We start from the raw sequence: 18,872 nt of genomic DNA, 5'->3' as shown, positions 1-18,872 counted from the left end.
AACGCAGACATCAAGCCAATCAATGCAGACGCTTGCGGCACATCAACTGGGCCATTTTCGCCGTATCCGGGCGCTCGACGATGCCCTTCTCGGTAACGATCGCATCGATCAGATCCGCCGGCGTCACGTCGAACACCGGATTGAACGCCTCGACGTCCGCGCCCACGCGCTTGCCACCGACTTCCAGCAGTTCGGCACCGTCACGTTCCTCGATCGGAATGTCGTCGCCGCTGGCCAGATGCATGTCGATGGTCGAACTCGGCGCCACCACCATGAAACGCACGCCGTGGTGCATGGCATTGACCGCCAGTTGATAGGTGCCGATCTTGTTCGCCACGTCGCCATTGGCGGTGATGCGGTCAGCGCCGACGATCACCCAGGTCACGCCTTTGGTCTTCATGATGTGCGCAGCAGCCGAGTCGGCATTGAGCGTCACCGGGATGCCTTCGTTCGCCAGCTCCCAAGCGGTCAGGCGCGAGCCCTGCAGCCATGGTCGGGTTTCATCGGCATAAACCCGCTCGACCATGCCTTCCAGGTACGCCGCACGAATCACCCCCAGCGCGGTACCGAAACCACCGGTAGCCAGAGCGCCGGTGTTGCAGTGGGTCAGGATTGCCTGGGCATTGCCCTGATGCTTGCGGATCAGATCGACGCCGAGCTGGGCCATGGTCAGGTTGGCTTCGCGATCGCTCTCGTGAATGGCAATAGCTTCGGCTTCCAGCGCCACCAGCGGATCGGCATTGTCCTTCAGGCGATCGAGCCGATCGTGCATGCGATTCAGGGCCCAGAACAGGTTGACCGCCGTCGGACGGGAATCCGCCAGCAGAGCGAAATCCTCTTCCAGCGCCGCGTACCAGTCGCCGCCTTCGGCCACGCGGGCGCGGGCCGCCAGCACAATGCCATAGGCCGCGCTGATGCCGATCGCCGGTGCGCCACGCACCACCATCGAACGAATCGCCTCAGCCACGCCGGCGGCGCTGGTGTAGGCAATCCAGGTTTCCTCGAACGGCAAAACACGCTGATCCAGCAGGTGGAGCGCGCCATCTCGCCAATCGATGGCCTTTACTTTCTCCGCAGCCAACAGTCGATCGCGCATCCCTCACCTCGCACTCATGAACAAAAGCCGCCGATTATAGCGATCCCCCCGCGAAGACGCTCGGGTATACTTCGCCATCCTTTACAAAAGCACTGGAACCGACCCTCGATGCCGAAACCTGCCATTGCGCTCGACTTATTATTGCTGCCGACCTGGCTGGTACCCGTCGAACCCGCAGGCGTTGTGCTCAAAGAGCATGGCCTGGGCATTCGCGACGGCCGCATCGTGTTTATCGGCCCGCGCGACGAAGCATTGAAGTGTAACGCCACTGAAGTCCGCGAATTGCCGGACGTACTGCTCGCCCCGGGCCTGATCAACGCTCACGGGCATGCGGCGATGACCCTGTTCCGTGGCCTGGCCGACGATCTGCCGCTGATGACTTGGCTGGAAAACCACATCTGGCCGGCCGAAGCCAAATGGGTCGATGAAGAGTTCGTCCGGGATGGCACTGATCTGGCGATTGCCGAGCAGATCAAGGGCGGCATCAGCTGTTTCTCGGACATGTACTTTTTCCCCAAAGTCGCCAGCGAGCGCGTGCACAACAGCGGCATTCGCGCCCAGATCGCGATTCCGATCCTCGATTTCCCGATTCCTGGCGCCGCCAGTGCCGATGAGGCCATTCGTCAGGGCGTCGAGCTGTTCGGCGATCTGAAGCATCACGAACGGATCAAGATCACCTTCGGCCCGCATGCACCCTACACCGTGGGCGACGAGAACCTGGAAAAAATCCGCGTGATCGCCGAAGAGCTGGACGCGTCGATCCATATGCATGTCCACGAGACCGCCTTCGAAGTCCAGCAATCGCTGGAGCATCGCGGCGAACGCCCCTTGGCCCGCCTCGGTCGCCTCGGCCTGCTCGGCCCGCGCTTCCAGGCGGTGCACATGACCCAGATCAGCGATGACGATCTGGCATTGCTGGTAGAAAGCAACACCAGCGTGATCCACTGCCCGGAATCGAACCTGAAGCTGGCCAGCGGTTTCTGCCCGGTGGAGCGCCTGTGGCAGGCTGGCGTGAACGTCGCCGTCGGCACCGATGGCGCCGCCAGCAACAACGACCTCGACCTGCTCGGCGAAACCCGCACCGCCGCGCTGCTGGCCAAAGCCGTCGCCGGCTCGGCCACCGCGCTGGACGCCCATCGTGCGCTGCGCATGGCCACGCTCAACGGCGCCCGAGCCTTGGGCATCGAGGCGCAGGTCGGCTCGCTGGAGATTGGCAAGGCTGCGGACATCGTCGCGTTCGACCTGTCCGGCCTGGCCCAGCAACCGGTCTATGACCCGGTGTCGCAGCTTATTTATGCCACCGGCCGCGACTGCGTGAAACACCTGTGGGTCGCCGGTAAACAGTTACTCGACGACCGGCGCCTGACCCGTCTGGACGAAAAACAGCTGGGCGCCACCGCCCGGGCCTGGGGCCAGCGCATCAGCGGCCACACCGAATCGTAAACACTGCGGAGCAGACTCCGCGGCTACAGCCCTTTTCAAGTTTTTCGAGGAATAGATATGAGCAACGTCGACCACGCCGAAATCGCCAAATTCGAAGCCCTGGCCCATCGCTGGTGGGACCGTGAAAGCGAATTCAAACCGCTGCACGACATCAACCCGCTGCGCGTCAACTGGATTGACGAGCGAGTCAATCTGGCCGGCAAGAAAGTCCTCGACGTCGGCTGCGGCGGCGGCATCCTCAGCGAAGCCATGGCCCAGCGCGGCGCCACTGTCATGGGCATCGACATGGGCGAAGCGCCACTGGCGGTCGCGCAACTGCATCAGCTGGAATCCGGGGTCAGCGTCGAATACCGGCAGATCACCGCCGAAGCCCTGGCTGAAGAAATGCCCGAGCAGTTCGACGTCGTGACCTGCCTGGAAATGCTTGAGCACGTACCGGATCCGTCATCGGTGATCCGCGCCTGCTACCGCATGGTCAAGCCCGGCGGCCAGGTGTTCTTCTCGACCATCAACCGCAACCCGAAGGCGTACCTGTTCGCCATCATCGGCGCCGAATACATCATGAAGCTGCTGCCGCGTGGCACCCACGACTTCAAGAAATTCATCCGCCCGTCCGAGCTGGGCGCCTGGAGCCGCATCGCCGGCCTGACCGTCAAGGACATCATCGGCCTGACCTACAACCCGCTGACCAAGCACTACAAGCTGGCCAACGACGTTGACGTCAACTACATGATCCAGACCCTGCGCGAGGAGTAAGCCGATGGCCATCAGAGCAGTCCTTTTCGACATGGACGGTACCCTGCTCGACACCGCGCCGGACTTCATCGCCATCTGTCAGGCGATGCGCGCGGATCGCGGCTTGCCGCCGATGAACGACAAGCACATCCGCGACGAAATCTCCGGCGGCGCGAAAGCCATGGTCGCCGTGACGTTCTCGATGGACCCGGAATCGCCGGGCTTCGAGGAGCTGCGTCAGGAATTTCTCGAGCGCTATCTGGCCGGGTGCGCGGTACACAGCAAGCTGTTCGACGGCATGGGCGAGCTGCTGGCCGACATCGAGCGGGCCAACCTGATCTGGGGCGTGGTCACCAACAAACCGGTTCGGTTTGCCGAGCCGATCATGCAGCAACTGGGGCTGGCCGAGCGTTCGGCGCTGCTGATCTGCCCGGATCACGTGAAAAACAGCAAGCCCGACCCGGAGCCGCTGATCCTCGCGTGCAAGATGCTTGATCTGGATCCGTCGACGGTTTTGTTTGTGGGCGATGATCTGCGCGATATCGAGTCGGGCCGCGATGCCGGCACCAAAACCTGCGCCGTGACCTACGGCTACATCCACCCGGACGATAACCCGCGGCACTGGGGCGCGGACGTGGTGGTGGATCATCCGCTGGAGTTGCGCAAAGTGCTCGACAGCGCGCTGTGCAGCTGCTGAAAACGGCCTTTGTGGCGAGGGGATTTATCCCCGATGGGTTGCGAAGCAGCCCCCGCAATCTTTCAGGTCGATTCGATATGCAGGTTTACGACTGCTTCGCAGCCGGTCGGGGATAAATCCCCTCACCACAGGGAAGCAGGTCTTCATGAATGGATTGTGAGGTTCTTATGTTCGATTACACCGCCCGTCCCGAATTGCTCAAGGATCGGGTCATTCTGGTCACCGGTGCCGGCCGTGGCATCGGTGCAGCTGCCGCAAAAACCTACGCCGCCCACGGCGCCACTGTGCTGCTGCTGGGCAAGACCGAAGCCAATCTGACTCAGGTCTACGACGAGATTGAAGCGGCGGGGCATCCACAACCGGCAGTGATCCCGTTCAACCTCGAGACCGCCCTGCCCCATCAATACGATGAGCTGGCGGCGATGATCGAAACCGAGTTCGGCCACCTCGACGGCCTGCTGCACAACGCCTCGATCATCGGGCCGCGTACGCCGATCGAACAGCTGTCGGGCGAAAACTTCATGCGTGTCATGCAAGTCAACGTCAATGCCATGTTCATGCTGACCAGCACTTTGCTGCCGCTGCTCAAGCTGTCGCAGGATGCCTCGGTGGTGTTCACTTCCAGCAGCGTCGGACGCAAGGGCCGGGCCTACTGGGGCGCCTATGGCGTATCGAAGTTCGCCACCGAAGGCCTGATGCAAACCCTGGCCGATGAAGTCGATGGCGTAGCACCCGTGCGCTCCAACAGCATCAACCCGGGCGGCACGCGTACCAGCATGCGTGCACAGGCCTATCCAGGGGAAAACCCGCTGAACAATCCGACCCCGGAGGAGATCATGCCGGTGTACCTGTACCTGATGGGGCCGGACAGCACCGGCATCAATGGCCAGGCATTCAACGCGCAATAACTGCCATACGTCGCTTTTGTTGCCGTGGCGGATTACCGTCGCGGCACACAATTGCCGCTTCCCGCCGTCAAACTTCAGTCAAATATCCGCCACCCGCCCTCAAAGCAAAAAGCCATCCCGTTGATTCATAAAGGTTTTAATAAACCTGAACCGAATGGCACGACTTTCGCTCTAATTTTCCTCAAAGCATGCCGTGTGAAGGCACTGGGGCCAGGCCGATTTCGATAGCTGACTAATCGTCATCAGGCAGACTAAACTTACGCCAAATGTCCTACGGGACTGATGGATCAGTATGACGCGCAGCCCATAGCCGCTCTCACCCAGCCTGTAAGACAGACTTACTGCTTAGGGGCTCACGCCATATGAAATCACCCTCCCAGACCAATGCAATTGACTTTGACAGTGCCAAATTGCAACGCCTGGGCTTTGGTCAGCTGCCTCCGCTTCTGGAACGCCCGGCCAGCCTGGCGCAATTGCGTCAGCAAATGAGCCTGCAACTGCAAACCAGTCTTGAGCCGCAACGAATCCTCGGTCTGTTTTTCCGCGAAGTTCAGCGTCTGGTGCCGCTGGATGCCTTGAGCTACGTGCATTCGGCCAGCGACCTGCGCTTGGAATTCGGCGCCCGCGGTCACCATTCGGTCAGCTACAGCCTCAGCCACGAAGGCGAGCACTTGGGCGAACTGGTCTTTCGCCGCAACCAGCGCTTCAGCGAGCAGGATCAGGGCAACCTCGAATCGCTGCTGTCGTCGCTGTTGTTCCCGATGCGCAACGCCCTGCTCTACCGCGCCGCAACGCAAAGTGCATTGCGCGACCCGTTGACCGGAACCGGCAACCGGATCGCCATGGAGCAGACCCTGCAACGCGAGATCGACATGTCCCGCCGGCACTTGCAACCGTTGTCGGTGCTGATGCTCGACATCGACCACTTCAAACGAGTCAACGACAGCCACGGCCACAGCGCCGGGGATGACGTACTCAAAGCGGTGGCAGCGTCGATCAAGGGCCAGCTGCGCAACGTCGACATGGTGTTTCGCTATGGCGGGGAAGAGTTTCTGATCTTGCTGTGCAACACCGGCCGGGAAGCGGCGGCGATGGTCGGCGAGCGTCTGCGCCATGCCGCGCAGACTGCGGAATACTTTGCGGACGGTCAATTGATCGACCTGACTGTCAGCCTTGGCTGTTCGACGCTGTTGCCGGGGGAGTCGGCCGACAGTCTGCTGCGTCGGGCCGACAGTGCGCTGTATGTGGCCAAGCGCGAAGGACGTAATCGGTTGGCGATGGCTGGCTGAGTCCTTCCAGACAACCACAAACCACTGTAGGAGTGAGCCTGCTCGCGATCCGGTGTGTCAGTCACCCTCTTTGTTGACTGACACACCGGATCGCGAGCAGGCTCACTCCTACACTTTTTTGCGGGGTTATTGGCTATCAGCTCTCTACGAGTGCCCGGCGTTCACGCCCGTGCAACGCACGCTCGGCGGTTTCCAGTTGCATGCAGCGCTCCAGAAACAGGTACATGTAGTCGTAGCTCTTGCACACCGCCTGACGCAGTTCGGTCTGCAGTGCCTTGCTCGGATTCATACCCGCCAGCGTGCAGATGATTTCCAGCGCTTCCCAGGGGTGGGCATCGTCATACTGGGCATGCATCTTCAGCCACTTCATCGCGCGCTTGCGTTCCTCTTCCGGGAACGCCGCTGCGTACACGCCAGTGGAGCAGACCAGCGCTGACCACTCCCCGGTCGCACCCTCGATGGCGTAGTTGGTCGCAGCGATGGCGACGATCAGCGAATCCGCCGAACTCGTATGCCAGCACCAGTGACTCAGCGCATGCAGTTCCGGCGGTACTTGCTGGGCCTGCAGATCCTCCAGGCTGACGCCATGCGCGCGACTCCAGTTCAGCCAGTAGTCGGCATGATTGAGTTCAACGCGGATGTTGCGCATCAGCCAGCGGCGCGCCATGTCCTCCCCAGGATGGCGAGCAAACTTGGTTTTGGTCAGGTTCTGCGCCATGTACAACGCAAACTGTTCAACTACCGGCCAGCCCCCGATCAAGTACTGGCGCATGGTTTTGGCGCTGAGCTTGTTATCGCGCATGCGCAGGTACAGTTCATGTTCGACAACCCGGCGCTTGCTCTCGCTGCAATCTGCAATGAGCTGTTGTGCCCAGGCAGGATAACTTGCAGCTTCCATGAGTGGTCCGGTTCGGTTGAATGTGTCGATCACTGTTCGGCTCCTTTTGATTTGTGATTGTAAGGATCGGCAAGAGATTTCAACGGAACGTGCCAGGCGCCTTGAACAACAGCGGCTGCGGTCTGGCGGGCCGACTTTGCAAACTGTCGCAGGTAAACAACTGCGGGCGTTCGATGACATAACCCTGAGCGTAATCCACCCCGATTTCAAGCAATGCCTGCTCGATCTGGGTTGTTTCAACAAACTCGGCAATTGTCTGCTTACCCATGACATGCCCGATGTGATTGATCACCTCGACCATAGCGCGGTTAATCGGGTCGTCCAGCATATCCTTTACGAAACTCCCGTCGATCTTCAGGAAGTCTACAGGCAAATGTTTCAGGTAAGCGAATGAAGACATTCCGGCACAAAAGTCATCAAGTGAGAAGTAACAACCTAAGCCTTTGAGTTCATTAATAAATCGAATTGCACTGCCAAGATTGGCAATGGCGCTGGTTTCAGTAATTTCAAAACAAATCATTTCAGGGGGTATAGCGTAATTAACAAACTGTTCACGCAGAAAGTGCAAGAACGCGTCATCTCCGATAGTAATGCCTGAAAGATTAATCGCACACATTGCCAACGGACCTTCATGTTGTTCGGTAATACATTGGGCAATGACTTTAAAAACATTCTCGACGACCCAACGATCCAGTTGACTCATCAGACCATAACGTTCGGCCGCCGGAATGAAACTGTCCGGCAGGATCATCCGTCCGGCTTCGTCATGCAGACGCAAGAGTATTTCGATGTGCCCCCCGCCATGGGCTGTAGCGCCCAGCGGAGCAATTTCCTGGGCATAGAGGCAGAAGCGGTTTTCCTCCAGCGCCATATGCAGGCGCTGCACCCAGGCCATTTCGCCGAAGCGCAGCGACAGTTCGGAATCGTCGGCATGATAGACCTGGACCCGGTTGCGGCCCTTTTCCTTGGCCATGTAGCAAGCCATGTCGGCGGCGCGTAATGAGGCTTCGAGGGTGGTCGGGGTCTGGGCGATGTGCACCAGGCCGATGCTCACAGTGGTCAAAAACGGCCGACCCTTCCACACGAAGTGCAGGTTCTGCACGGTCTGGCGCAGGCTCTCGGCGATTTTCTCGGCGGCATCCGGGGCGCAGTTCTCCAGCAGAATGCCGAACTCGTCGCCGCCCAGCCGGGCCAAGGTGTCGCTCTCGCGCAAGCCCGATTGCAACAGCGTACAAATGTGCCGCAGCAACTCATCGCCGGCGGCGTGACCGCAAGTGTCGTTGACCAGTTTGAACTGGTCCAGATCGAGGAACATCAGCGCATGCCGACCGGGCTGGCGCGTCAGATTGTGCAGGGCCTGCTCCAGGCGATACTCAAACTCGCGGCGGTTGGCCAGACCGGTCAGGGCATCGTGGGTCGCCTGCCACGACAGGTTGGCGATGTATTGCCGCTCCTGAGTCATGTCATGCAGCACCAGCACCGTACCGATAACCTTCTCGGCATTGCGGATCGGCGCGCCCACCAGCGTCACCGAAACCGTACTGCCATCCAGACGCTGAATCAGTTTGGAGTGCTCGCTGCCGCCAATCAGTTGCCCGCTGAGAATATGCTCGATCAGCGTCAGCCCTTCGGTCTGCGCATTGTCATCGAGCAGATTGAACAGCGCTGCCAATGGCAACCCCGCCGCGTGCTCGGACTTCCAGTGCGTCATGGCCTCCGCCGCAGGGTTCATGTAATCGATCGCGCCGTTGACGTCGGTGGTGATCACCCCGTCGCCAATCGATTGCAGGGTGATGTGCGCCCGATCCTTCTCCAGCTGCAGCGCCTGGGCAAAGGCATGCCGCTGCTTGAGCAGTTTATGGGTGCGCAACAGGGCCAGCACGATCAACCCCAGCGCCGTGGCCAGGTTGGTGAACAGCAGCAGGCGCAGGATCATCCGCGAACCTTCGCCCAAGGCATCGCTGAACGCCTTGGCCGCCGGCGTCACACCGTCGTTGATGGCAAAGATCTGCGCTTTCCAGTGCTGGATATCAGCCGGCGTCGCGACGTTTTCGCTGATGGCCTGATGCATCTCGCGCGCTACGTTGTCCAGTTGCACCAGATAGGCGTCGCCGATGGTCCAGCGCTCGATCGCGGTTTCCAGATAGCTGAAATGACGGAAATTGAGGTACAGCCAGATCAGGCTCGACACATCATCGGGATGGTTGCCACCCTTGAGGATCCCCTCCCGTGCCGCCTGCAGATCCGGCGGCTGACGATCCAGCGCCAGACGCAACTGGTGACCGCCCTGAGGCACGGCAATCGCTTCCTTGTATTTGAGGAAGGTCGCCTCGTCGCGGCTGTCGGCATACAGGTTCAGGTAATAGATGGCGTCCTTCTGGCCCTTGGACCAGAGACTCTCGCCGGCGACATAGCCGCGAACGGCCGACAGGACGTAAAGACTCACGCCCCCCAGTAAAGCCTGAAACAACACGACGGCAATAAATGGCCAGACGATGCCCAACAACCGTGGCGTTCCGAGAGTCCTTTTTTGCTTCATGAGGTCCTTTGCGCACGCACTGTCATCTTCAAGGGGAGACCGCCAGAGCCAGACCAGGGGGCGACCCCTTCCAGCAAGCCAGGACATTTTCAACCGGCGATACGTATGTACCGCACCCGCTGTTCGCCATGCTTCGACACTGACGGCTTTCAATCATTCCAGAGCCGTTCTCCATGCAGTCACCTTCCGCCACGCTGCAACGCCATACTGCCCAACAGAGCGAATACCGCGCAATGATCTCTGCCCTGCGCGCGGTGCTCAGCGCATCGACCTCACTGCAGACCTACTACCTGGCGCCCCAGGCACATTCGCGACTGGGTGCAGCACACGCCCTGGCGCAAAAACTTCTGCAAGCCCTGTTCGAAGACAGCGCCGAACCACAATTGGCGGCGTACCTGCAAACGTCCAGAGGATCACTGCTGCAAGTCGACGCCGCAGCCGGTCAATGCAGCTTTTCCTTCAACCGTCCCGATGGCAGCTGCGCTCGCTACGCCATCGAGGATGTCACCCGGGCCTCCAGCACAATTGAAGAATTTCAGCGAGCGTTGCTGAGTATAGGCGCACACCTGCGTTCCGACAGGCTGCTGCCGTTGTCACAACTGCTGCGTGAGTCCGGGTTCACATTTGCCGACGTACAGGACACCACGACACTGACCCGGCTGATCGGCAAGGTCGAAGAACAACGCGCCAGCCACCGACTGAATCTGCGAAACCAGCCGGCGCTGACGGTACTGATGAGCGACGATGACAAAGCCGCGATTCACGACCTGATTGGCGACTGGCTCACCGGCAAAACCCTGTCGGCCATCGACAGCCTGGCCAGCGAAGTAACGCCTCCATTCACCCGCCAGCAGCTGGAGCAGCAGCCCGCCGCCTGCCTGGAGCGCCTGCTCGACACGCCCAAGGCGCGTGACCTGGGCCAGCGCTTGCTGCAGAAACTGCAATGGTATGGCGCGCGGCCCGATGAGCCGACAGTCGCCGATATCGGCCTGCGTTTACTGCTCGAAGCGTTGTGCCTGTGGTACGAACTGCCCGGCGACGGCAACTCGACCGAAGTGGCCGGTTTTGCGCTGGAACAACGCGCTCACTACGGCGACTGCTACGCCGCGATTCGCCGGGACTTTTTACAGCATCTTGAGGATTCACACCGAACCTCGACCACCACCGAAAAACATGTGCTGGGATGGGTATGCCTTGCGCAGTTCGGACTGGATTTTCAAGTGCGCGATATTCCTGTCGAGCTGCCGTACGCCAGCTCGGTGGTCTGGGTCAATTTCGTGCATGGCGTGCACCTAGCACATGCCCTTGATCCACAGTTGCTGGAACATCTGAGCTTTCAGCAACTGGTCGATCTGCCGCTACACAAAAGCGAAAACGCCAGCACCGACCTGCAAACCCTGATCGCCATGACCCGAGTGGCTGCCGCACAGACCTGGACACTGGCCACCGGAGCGCCGGCCGCAGCGAACGAGACATCCGACGATGACGCGGCACTGCAAGCGCTGGAAGACCACAAGAAGCAAATGAACGCAGCGATCCTGCAGCTGGACATCGAGCCGCCCCGGCGACTTGCCCTGGCAAAACAGCAACTGGACAAGGCGCTGGCCAACGAGCTGTACGATCACTCGACGATTCGCCTCAAACGCCACCATCCTTCAGCGCCCAACCGTAGCCGACGCAGCATTATCGACACCCCGGATGTGCCATTGCCGACCTGGCCGTTGCTGGAGGTCTATGCCGCCGGCGGGCTGAGCAGCGACACACGCTGGTACGTCAGCGACGATGGCCGCAACGCCAGCGAATGGATCAGCCTCAACGCAGACGGCCAACTGCAAAGCGGCTTCGTCAACACCCACCAACCCGGTCGCCGCCTCTCCCGGTTTCCGCGCAACCGCACCTTGCCCGATATCAAGGCCTTGTTCGACCAGCAGTTCGACGACTATCTGAGCGCAACCCGCAAAGCCTATGAATACCTGATCAAGTCGCTGCTGGTCACACTGCCGTGGCCCGACCGCCGGGCACTGGAGCACGGCGACGTGCGGATTCACAGCCTCAGGGATCCGACACGGCACATCGAATCTCATCTGGAAACACTGAAAAACATCCTGCCGTACCGGGCTCGCATGGGCTTCGTGTTGCAGGCGACGTATCAGGGCCCGGCACAATTCTACGAATGCCTGCCTCGCGCCGGCATCCTTCGCAAACGCCCGGATCTGGATGGCACACATGTTGGCGGTCTGTTATTGCCACCCCTGCCGCCCAAACGTGGACGCACCAAGGGCCAGAGCATCAGCCGCATCGTCGCCCGCCGCCTGCCATTCGATCGAAAAGCACACTGGGACGGTTCGACACCCGCCCCCGACGCCAAATGCGTCGCGATCCTCGAACCGCTGGGCGACTCCCTGCCCGCTTCGCTCATCCCTGCGGCCCATCACGACAGCTCACCGAACCTGACCTTCACCTCGCCGCGCACGGTGCAAATCGCCTCGTTTATCGCGACCCGATTGTTCTATGTCGATGAGCAGGCGCTGCGCAATGAGGCCTGGGGTGATACCCGTTTCGAGCGCGACAGCCGCAAAAAGCACTGGACTCATGCTCTGAAGGGCTTCATCCCGTTCTGGGGCAGTCTCGAAGACCTGCAGTCGGACAGTCCGGGCATACACGCACTGGGCGTACTCGGCCTGCTCCTCGATATCGTCTCGTTCGCGATTCCTTTGGGCAAGTTCGTCGCCGGCAGCATTCGCCTCGCTGCCGTGGCCGGGAAAATGGCGATTCGCGTCGCCCTGCCACGCATGGCGCAATTGTCGAAAAACCTGCTGGTTTCGAGCTTGAGAAACTTCAATCCGCTGGACGCTGCGCCTGCCCTGCTCAAGTTCGGCGGCCGAGGTGCGATCGGCGCAGTGCGGGCCGTGGCGCATCTGGAACACCGCGCGGTTGCACGTCTGAAAAGGCTGGCCGGCAGAAGCGCTGACTATGACCTGCTGCACAGTCTGCCCCAGGCACTGGATGCCGGGCGCTGGAAAGCGCTGAACCCTGCCGATCATCTGGCCGTGGTCAGAGGCATTGACGATGTGCCGGTGCGCAATGTCGGCGGCTCGCGGTATCACTTGCTCGATCCGCTGTCGGAGCGCCCTTATGGGCCGCAGTTGCTCGCACACGAGCATGAGTTTTCGCTGGGGCGTTCGCACTACCGCACCGTGAAAAAAACCGAAGATCAGATCGATATCGAACTGGCGCCGAACACCCGCGTCGAGCTTGTCCCCGAGGCTGGCGGACGCACCACGGTATTGATCGATGATGTGCCCTATCGACTCGACGGCGATGAACTGCGCCGGGCCGATCTGCTCGATGACAGTCAGCACTGGACGCTGCTGCCGTGCCGGATACGCCGCGCACCGGGCGCGGGCGACTGCCGCGTCAGCTACATCACCGCAGAACCCGCCCCGACGCCCGCCGTCGGCACCATCGACAAGGAAAAGGGTTACGCGCCATGGTTCGGCGAGCGGGTTTCGGAGCCGGCCACACTGCTCCGGCAGGACGGAACGTTCCTGGCGGTCGATGCCAGGCTTTATCAAATCATCGATAACCGCCCGAGGCTGTTCACCGGCGACCTGCGACGCCTTGGATTCCATCAAGGCAGGCTGGTGCCAAGACAGCAGATTCAAGCCACGCTGCAGTTTCGCAAAGGTATTTTTGCCCGGGTAAAAACCGGCGGCACCTACGATGGGATCAACGACTCACATCAGGTCGGTGCCGTACTGGTGCCGGCCGTCGATGACTCGGCCACCTATGTGTTCTTCCGAATCAACATCCATGACTACTACCTGGCCAGCTTCGCCAAAGGCGAACTCCCCGGTAGGCAACTGACATTCCAGCGCCTGACCCCCGCCGAACTGGCTGACGGCACCCTCGGCGCAGAACTGCTGACCGTCTACACCGGCTCGCTGCACGCCAACAACATCGTGCGCATCCATGGCCTCGAATCGGTGCAGCGCGCGATGCAGACCATGGAGCAGATCGCGATCCCCATCGGCACCACGGCCATTCCTGCAAACAACATGAAATGGCTGAAGGTCGACACCAGCCCGGGCGAGGCGCTGATGTTCGATCACTCGACACGGATGATCGTCACCCGCCTGCCCGAAGGCGCCGCCACCTGGGCGCGCAGCAAGGAAGCGCCGGAAGCCTTTCGGCAGAAAACCGCAGAGATTTTCGACACGTTGTTTCTGTCACCGACAATCACCCCGGCCAACACTAACGCGGCCCTGCGCATCGACAGTGCCATGCAGAAACTGCACAACCTGCTGCCCGTGCGTGAGCGGCCGCTCAACGCACGTAACATCGCCTATGCCGAAGTCACTACGGCCAGCGGCAAACGGGAGATCTACGTCAGCGTGTCCGGCGCGCAAGGCAGCACCCAGCGCCTGCCGTTGTTTCGCCACATGGGTGCCAATCACGTGCGGATCGGCGACACCACTTACATCAACATCGACTACAACCCAAGCTTCCCGCGAACCTCGCTGGAGGTCACCGAGCATGGGCAACTGCTGGCCGTGCCGCTAACCATCAAGGAGCTGAAAACCTATCAGCCGACGCAGACCAGCCGGCCGACCTCGCTGGACAGCGAAAGCAAACTGATCAGCGTGCTGCGCGAGAAATACCCCGACCCGACAGAGATCCGCGCGGTCGACATCGCGACGACCATGCGCCCGTGCGAATCCTGTTCGGTGGTGATGAAGCAGTTCGGCCATGACGGCGGCGAGGCGGCGTTGCAGGTGCTGTGGGGCTGATTACAGGCGCTGCAGGTGGCCGTAGAGCTTGGCGTAAAGGCCGCCATCGGCGATCAGTTGCTGGTGGTCGCCATCCTCGGCCACTTGCCCGCCATCGAACACCAGCACCCGATCCGCCTGCTTCACCGCCGACAGGCGATGGGCAATGATCAGCGTGGTGCGGCCATTGAGAAAGCGCGCCATGGCCTGATGCAGGTTGTATTCGGTGGCGGCATCGAGGGCCGAGGTGGCCTCGTCGAGAATCACCACTTTCGGCTCGGCGAGGATCATCCGCGCAATTGCCAGACGCTGACGCTGACCACCGGACAGGCGCACGCCGGAACGTCCGACGATGCTGTCGAGTCCGTCCGGCAGCGCGCGGATGGTCGCTTCCAACTGGGCGATTTCCAGCGCCTGCCAGCAAGCTTCGTCGCTGCGGGTGCGGCCCATGGTCAGGTTGGCCCGTACCGTATCGTTGAACAACGCCGGATGCTGCAGCACCACCGCGACGTTTTCACGAATCAGCTCCAGGCCGATTTCCTGTTGGGTCGAACCGCCGAAACGAATGGTCCCCGCCAACGGTGTGTACAGCCCCAGCAGCAACTGCACCAAAGTACTTTTGCCGCCGCCACTGGCACCGACAATCGCGACTTTCTCTCCGGGGGCAATCGACAGGTTCATCTGATCCACCACCAGCTCATCGCCGTAACCGAAGCTCAGCCCCTGCACCTCGATGCCCACGGTATCCCGGCCCTTGAACGGATCGACGCCACCGGGGTACTGCGGTTCGTCGGCCCGCGCCAGCAATTCGTTGATCCGCGCCAGCGCACCGCCCGCCGCGTAGTAGGCATATTGCAGATTGAGCAGTTGTTCGACCGGGCCGATCATGAACCACAGGTAGCTGAACACCGCGAGCATCTGGCCGATCGACAGGTCGGAGAACAGTACCGTGAGCATCGCCGCGGCGCGGAAGATGTCGATGCCGAACTGGAACAGCAGACCGCTGGCACGGTTCGAGGCATCGGTTTTCCACTGCGAGTTGACCGCGTAGTTGCGTACCTCCTGCGCGCGCAAGCCGAGACGCCCGAGGAAGAAACCCTGACGGTTGCCGGCGCGCACTTCCTGGATCGCATCGAGGGTTTCGCTCAAGGCCTGAGTGAAACGCGAGGTGCTGTCGTTCTCCAGCTTCTTCAGGTGCTTGACCCGTTTGCCCAATTGCACCGTGGCGTAGATCACCAGCGGGTTGAACAGCAGGATCAGCAGCGCCAGTTTCCAGTGCATCCACATCAGGATGCTCGCGGTGCCGACCAAGGTCAGCATCGCCACCAGAAACCGGCTGAGGGTTTCGCCGACAAACTTGTCGAGGGTGTCCAGATCGGTGACCAGATGGGTGGTCACGGTGCCGCTGCCGAGGCTTTCGTATTCGCCGAGGGAGATGCGTTTGAGGCGTTCGATCAGGCGCACGCGAATGCGGTAGACGATGTCTTTCGCCAGCCGGGCAAACAGCCGCGCCTGCAACACGCCAAAACACAGGGCGCTGCAACGCAGGGTCAGGGTGACCAGCAGCATCAGGCCGATGTAACCCGCCGCTTGTTGCCACATCGACGGCAACACGTGGTTCATGACTTTCAGCGCGGCATCGCCATGGCCGAGCAGGACCTCGTCCACCAGCAAGGGCAACAGCAACGGAATGGGCACACTGCACAGCGTCGCCAGCACGGCCACGCCGTTGGCGATCCACAGGGATTTTTTGTGATGCAGTGCCAGGCGCCGGACTTCTGCCCAGCTCAGCCGGTCGACACGCTTTACGGCTGGCGTGTCATCGGCCCGGTCAGGCACAGGCTGCGCGCTCCAGCCAACGGCCGAGCAATGGTGAGAGTTCACTGAGTGGTTGATAGCCGTTGGTCAACAGCGCCAGTTGGCCGTTGCGCTCGGCGAGCAGAGTCGGGAACCCGGCGATGCCCAGATCCTGCACCCAGCTGAAATCAGCTTGAGTCGCCTTGTGCTGATCGGCATGATCGAACAGCGCGGCAAACTCGATACGCGGCACACCGGCCTGCTCGGCCAGCTCGACCAACACGCTGGCCTGGGTGACATCGCGGCCTTGCGCGTAAAACGCCTGCTGGATCAGGCCGACCAGTGTCCACGCGCAATCCGGCGCCAGACTGCGCGCGGTGACAATTGCCCGGCAGGCCGGCTCGGTGTCGTAGACGAAACCATCGGGCAACGCACCTTCGAACTTGAATGGCTGACCGGTGGCCTCGGTGACCGCCTGCCAATGCTCAAGAATGTAACGCCGCGTGGTCGGCTCCAGCGCCGCACCGCTGCCGGTACGCAACCCGCCGACCACCAGATGCAACTCCACTCCGGCTGCATGCGCCTGCTCGACCAATGCCTTGGCGACGGGAGCGAACCCCCAGCACCAGGAACACATCGGATCCATCACATAGAGCAGGCGCGCAGTCATGATCAGGCCTCGGTGGACGCTTGTTTATAGTTGTAGCCGATCGGGTGCGGCATGTTGCGCGCCTTGGCCAGTTCGATCTGCTTCTGCCGATCGATGGCGCTGCGGCGGGTTTTCTCGCTCAGCTTGTCCCAGCAATGCGGGCAGCTGATGCCGGCCACGTAGTGCTCGGAGGCGCGATCTTCAACGCTGACCGGTGTGCGGCAGGCATGACATTGATCGTAGTCGCCTTCGCTGAGGTCGTGACGCACGGTCACGCGGTTGTCGAACACGAAGCAGTCGCCCTGCCACTTGGTTTCTTCCTGCGGCACTTCTTCGAGGTACTTCAGGATGCCGCCCTTGAGGTGGTAAACCTCTTCGAAACCCTCACCCAGCATGTAGCTGGAGGCTTTCTCGCAGCGAATACCGCCGGTGCAGAACATCGCGACCTTCTTGTGTACGGCCGGGTCGAAGTGTTCTTTGATGTAGTCGGGGAATTCGCGAAAACTGGTGGTTTTCGGATCGATGGCGCCTTCGAAGGTGCCGATCGCCACTTCGTAGTCGTTGCGGGTGTCGATCAGCAGCACTTCCGGATCGCTGATCAGCGCGTTCCAGTCCTGCGGTTCGACATAGGTGCCGACCTTTTTGTTCGGGTCCACGCCTTCTACGCCGAGGGTGACGATCTCTTTCTTCAGCTTGACCTTGGTGCGGTAGAACGGCTGCTCGTCGCAGTACGACTCTTTGTGGTCGATGTCGATCATGCGCGGGTCGTTCTTCAGCCAGGCGAGCAGGCCATCGATGCCTTCGCGGCTGCCGGACACGGTGCCATTGATGCCTTCTTCGGCGATCAGCAAGGTGCCTTTGATGCCGTTGTCGACCATCGCTTGCAGCAGGGGCTCGCGCAGGTTGACGTAATCTTCGAGGGTGACGAACTTATACAGTGCCGCCACGACAATCGGTTGTGTCATGGGTATTTCTCCAGGTGGCTACCCTCGCAAAGGGTGAACCGGATTCAAAAAAAACGCGCCGGGTAAGCGGCGCGTTGCGGATTCTAGCAAAAACACGGTGGATTTAGGATCTGTCAAAGCTCTGTGGCGAGGGAGCTTGCTCCCGCTCGGCTGCGAAGCAGTCGCAAAACTCGCATTTTGGGAGTGCTGCGCACTCCAGCGGGAGCAAGCTCCCTCGCCACAACAGCCCTCGCAATCCTCAGTGTTTGCTACCGCCGGCACAGGTCGGCGACGCCGGGGCGGCGCCGACTTCTGCCCATTCCTGCGGGGTGTAGGTGTGCAGCGCCAACGCATGGAACTCGCCCATCAGCTCGCCGAGCGTGCCGTAGACTTTCTGGTGGCGCTTGACCCGGTTCAGGCCATCGAACTGCGCGCTGACCACCACTGCCTTGAAGTGGGTCTGTAACCCGCGACTGTGCATGTGGCTTTCGTCCAGCACTTGCAGATGCTCAGGCTGCAGCAGGCCCAGCGTCGATTCGATGCGTTGTTGCATGGTCATCACGAACTCCGCTTACTTCTTCTTGGCCGCAGGGGCTGCCGGGGTCAGCTCTTTGGTCATGTCGTCGAGCAGCTTGTTGACGACAGGCACGGCGCTTTCCAGCTTGCCTTGGGTCATCTGGGCCGATTGCTGGGTCAGCTGCGGCATTTTTTCCAGGACTTTCTTGCCCAGTGGCGACTGGTAGAACGCGACCAGATCTTTCAGCTCCGATTCGCTGAAGTTGCTGGTGTAGAGCTTGACCATGTCAGGCTTGAGCTTGTTCCAGCCGATGGCCTGGTCCAGGGCGGCGTTGGCCTTGGCCTGGTAGGTTTCCAGTACGGCTTTCTTGGATTCCGGGGCTTTGGTCTGTTCAAAGCGCTGAGCGAACATTTGCTGCACTTGCATGTACACCGGAGTGCCCAGCTTGTCAGCGTGCGCCAGGGTCAGGAAAGCTTCAGCACTGGCGTTGTGGCTGGCGGTATCGGCAAGCACCTGGCCGCTGGCGCAAACCAGTGCAACCGCGGTGCAGATGGCACGAAGACGAGTCATCGAGTTTCCTTTTCAGCTAGG

Annotated in this window: 14 protein-coding genes; 6 read left to right on the top strand and 8 right to left on the bottom strand. The window is 60.9% G+C overall.

From position 1 onward, the window contains the following. Window positions 1–19 precede the first annotated feature (19 nt). A complete protein-coding gene (mtnA, locus tag CKW11_RS09180; protein ID WP_095137261.1) occupies window positions 20–1,096 on the bottom strand; it encodes an S-methyl-5-thioribose-1-phosphate isomerase in 1,077 nt (358 codons plus the stop codon). A gap of 108 nt (window positions 1,097–1,204) precedes the next feature. Here mtnA and CKW11_RS09175 point away from each other — a divergent pair, with 108 nt between their 5' ends. The 5 genes from CKW11_RS09175 (at window position 1,205) to CKW11_RS09155 (ending at window position 6,168) form a co-directional block, all read left to right on the top strand. Next, entirely contained in the window at window positions 1,205–2,539 is a 1,335-nt protein-coding gene (locus tag CKW11_RS09175; RefSeq protein ID WP_095137260.1) for a TRZ/ATZ family hydrolase, read from the top strand. Window positions 2,540–2,596: 57 nt separating this feature from the next. After that, window positions 2,597–3,295, top strand: a complete 699-nt coding sequence (ubiG, locus tag CKW11_RS09170; RefSeq protein WP_047598712.1) for a bifunctional 2-polyprenyl-6-hydroxyphenol methylase/3-demethylubiquinol 3-O-methyltransferase UbiG — start codon at window positions 2,597–2,599, stop codon at window positions 3,293–3,295. 4 nt (window positions 3,296–3,299) lie between these two features. Further along, window positions 3,300–3,971 (top strand): N-acetylmuramic acid 6-phosphate phosphatase MupP, encoded by a 672-nt coding sequence (gene mupP / locus CKW11_RS09165; RefSeq protein ID WP_003226921.1) that lies wholly within the window; start codon window positions 3,300–3,302, stop codon window positions 3,969–3,971. A gap of 167 nt (window positions 3,972–4,138) precedes the next feature. Beyond that, the gene (locus tag CKW11_RS09160) at window positions 4,139–4,879 is read left to right on the top strand and encodes a YciK family oxidoreductase (RefSeq protein WP_003226924.1); all 741 of its coding nucleotides are present in this window, start codon (window positions 4,139–4,141) and stop codon (window positions 4,877–4,879) included. A gap of 362 nt (window positions 4,880–5,241) precedes the next feature. Further along, complete coding sequence (locus CKW11_RS09155; protein ID WP_095137259.1) at window positions 5,242–6,168, top strand: GGDEF domain-containing protein; 927 nt, start codon at window positions 5,242–5,244, stop codon at window positions 6,166–6,168. A 136-nt stretch (window positions 6,169–6,304) separates the two neighbouring features. On the opposite strand, the gene CKW11_RS09150 is transcribed toward CKW11_RS09155, so the two are convergent. Beyond that, the gene (locus CKW11_RS09150; protein WP_262924845.1) at window positions 6,305–7,066 is read right to left on the bottom strand and encodes an iron-containing redox enzyme family protein; all 762 of its coding nucleotides are present in this window, start codon (window positions 7,064–7,066) and stop codon (window positions 6,305–6,307) included. A 79-nt stretch (window positions 7,067–7,145) separates the two neighbouring features. Beyond that, the gene (locus CKW11_RS09145; protein WP_095137258.1) at window positions 7,146–9,605 is read right to left on the bottom strand and encodes an EAL domain-containing protein; all 2,460 of its coding nucleotides are present in this window, start codon (window positions 9,603–9,605) and stop codon (window positions 7,146–7,148) included. Between the two features lie 173 nt (window positions 9,606–9,778). Here CKW11_RS09145 and CKW11_RS09140 point away from each other — a divergent pair, with 173 nt between their 5' ends. After that, complete coding sequence (locus CKW11_RS09140) at window positions 9,779–14,395, top strand: deaminase domain-containing protein (protein ID WP_095137257.1); 4,617 nt, start codon at window positions 9,779–9,781, stop codon at window positions 14,393–14,395. Here the strand turns inward: CKW11_RS09140 and CKW11_RS09135 are convergent, their stop codons facing one another. The 5 genes from CKW11_RS09135 to CKW11_RS09115 form a co-directional block, all read right to left on the bottom strand. Continuing rightward, window positions 14,396–16,213 (bottom strand): ABC transporter ATP-binding protein, encoded by a 1,818-nt coding sequence (locus CKW11_RS09135; protein ID WP_095137256.1) that lies wholly within the window; start codon window positions 16,211–16,213, stop codon window positions 14,396–14,398. It abuts the gene before it with no gap. Then, window positions 16,206–16,808: a DsbA family protein gene (locus tag CKW11_RS09130; protein ID WP_177439993.1), complete on the bottom strand. Its 603-nt coding sequence runs from the start codon at window positions 16,806–16,808 to the stop codon at window positions 16,206–16,208. The genes CKW11_RS09135 and CKW11_RS09130 overlap by 8 nt, the downstream gene beginning before the upstream one ends. Before the next feature lie 35 nt (window positions 16,809–16,843). Then, window positions 16,844–17,785: a rhodanese-related sulfurtransferase gene (locus tag CKW11_RS09125; protein WP_007963600.1), complete on the bottom strand. Its 942-nt coding sequence runs from the start codon at window positions 17,783–17,785 to the stop codon at window positions 16,844–16,846. A gap of 238 nt (window positions 17,786–18,023) precedes the next feature. Next, window positions 18,024–18,323 carry a BolA family transcriptional regulator gene (locus CKW11_RS09120; protein ID WP_095137254.1) on the bottom strand — a complete coding sequence of 100 codons (300 nt, stop codon included), beginning with the start codon at window positions 18,321–18,323 and terminating at the stop codon, window positions 18,024–18,026. 12 nt (window positions 18,324–18,335) lie between these two features. Continuing rightward, window positions 18,336–18,851: a DUF2059 domain-containing protein gene (locus CKW11_RS09115; protein ID WP_047598727.1), complete on the bottom strand. Its 516-nt coding sequence runs from the start codon at window positions 18,849–18,851 to the stop codon at window positions 18,336–18,338. Window positions 18,852–18,872: the final 21 nt, after the last annotated feature.

The organism is Pseudomonas sp. Irchel s3a10 (genome assembly GCF_900187525.1).
GTDB lineage: Bacteria > Pseudomonadota > Gammaproteobacteria > Pseudomonadales > Pseudomonadaceae > Aquipseudomonas > Aquipseudomonas koreensis_G.
Note: the sequence above shows the minus strand (reverse complement) of the source record. Positions and strands in the feature narration are given on the sequence as shown.

What these genes read in the sequence shown, in the direction of transcription:
- mtnA (WP_095137261.1), bottom strand. Translation starts at nt 1,096, where the DNA reads ATGCGCGATCGACTGTTGGCTGCGGAGAAAGTAAAGGCCATCGATTGG.
- CKW11_RS09175 (WP_095137260.1), top strand. Translation starts at nt 1,205, where the DNA reads ATGCCGAAACCTGCCATTGCGCTCGACTTATTATTGCTGCCGACCTGG.
- ubiG (WP_047598712.1), top strand. Translation starts at nt 2,597, where the DNA reads ATGAGCAACGTCGACCACGCCGAAATCGCCAAATTCGAAGCCCTGGCC.
- mupP (WP_003226921.1), top strand. Translation starts at nt 3,300, where the DNA reads ATGGCCATCAGAGCAGTCCTTTTCGACATGGACGGTACCCTGCTCGAC.
- CKW11_RS09160 (WP_003226924.1), top strand. Translation starts at nt 4,139, where the DNA reads ATGTTCGATTACACCGCCCGTCCCGAATTGCTCAAGGATCGGGTCATT.
- CKW11_RS09155 (WP_095137259.1), top strand. Translation starts at nt 5,242, where the DNA reads ATGAAATCACCCTCCCAGACCAATGCAATTGACTTTGACAGTGCCAAA.
- CKW11_RS09150 (WP_262924845.1), bottom strand. Translation starts at nt 7,066, where the DNA reads ATGGAAGCTGCAAGTTATCCTGCCTGGGCACAACAGCTCATTGCAGAT.
- CKW11_RS09145 (WP_095137258.1), bottom strand. Translation starts at nt 9,605, where the DNA reads ATGAAGCAAAAAAGGACTCTCGGAACGCCACGGTTGTTGGGCATCGTC.
- CKW11_RS09140 (WP_095137257.1), top strand. Translation starts at nt 9,779, where the DNA reads ATGCAGTCACCTTCCGCCACGCTGCAACGCCATACTGCCCAACAGAGC.
- CKW11_RS09130 (WP_177439993.1), bottom strand. Translation starts at nt 16,808, where the DNA reads ATGTGTTCCTGGTGCTGGGGGTTCGCTCCCGTCGCCAAGGCATTGGTC.
- CKW11_RS09125 (WP_007963600.1), bottom strand. Translation starts at nt 17,785, where the DNA reads ATGACACAACCGATTGTCGTGGCGGCACTGTATAAGTTCGTCACCCTC.
- CKW11_RS09120 (WP_095137254.1), bottom strand. Translation starts at nt 18,323, where the DNA reads ATGACCATGCAACAACGCATCGAATCGACGCTGGGCCTGCTGCAGCCT.
- CKW11_RS09115 (WP_047598727.1), bottom strand. Translation starts at nt 18,851, where the DNA reads ATGACTCGTCTTCGTGCCATCTGCACCGCGGTTGCACTGGTTTGCGCC.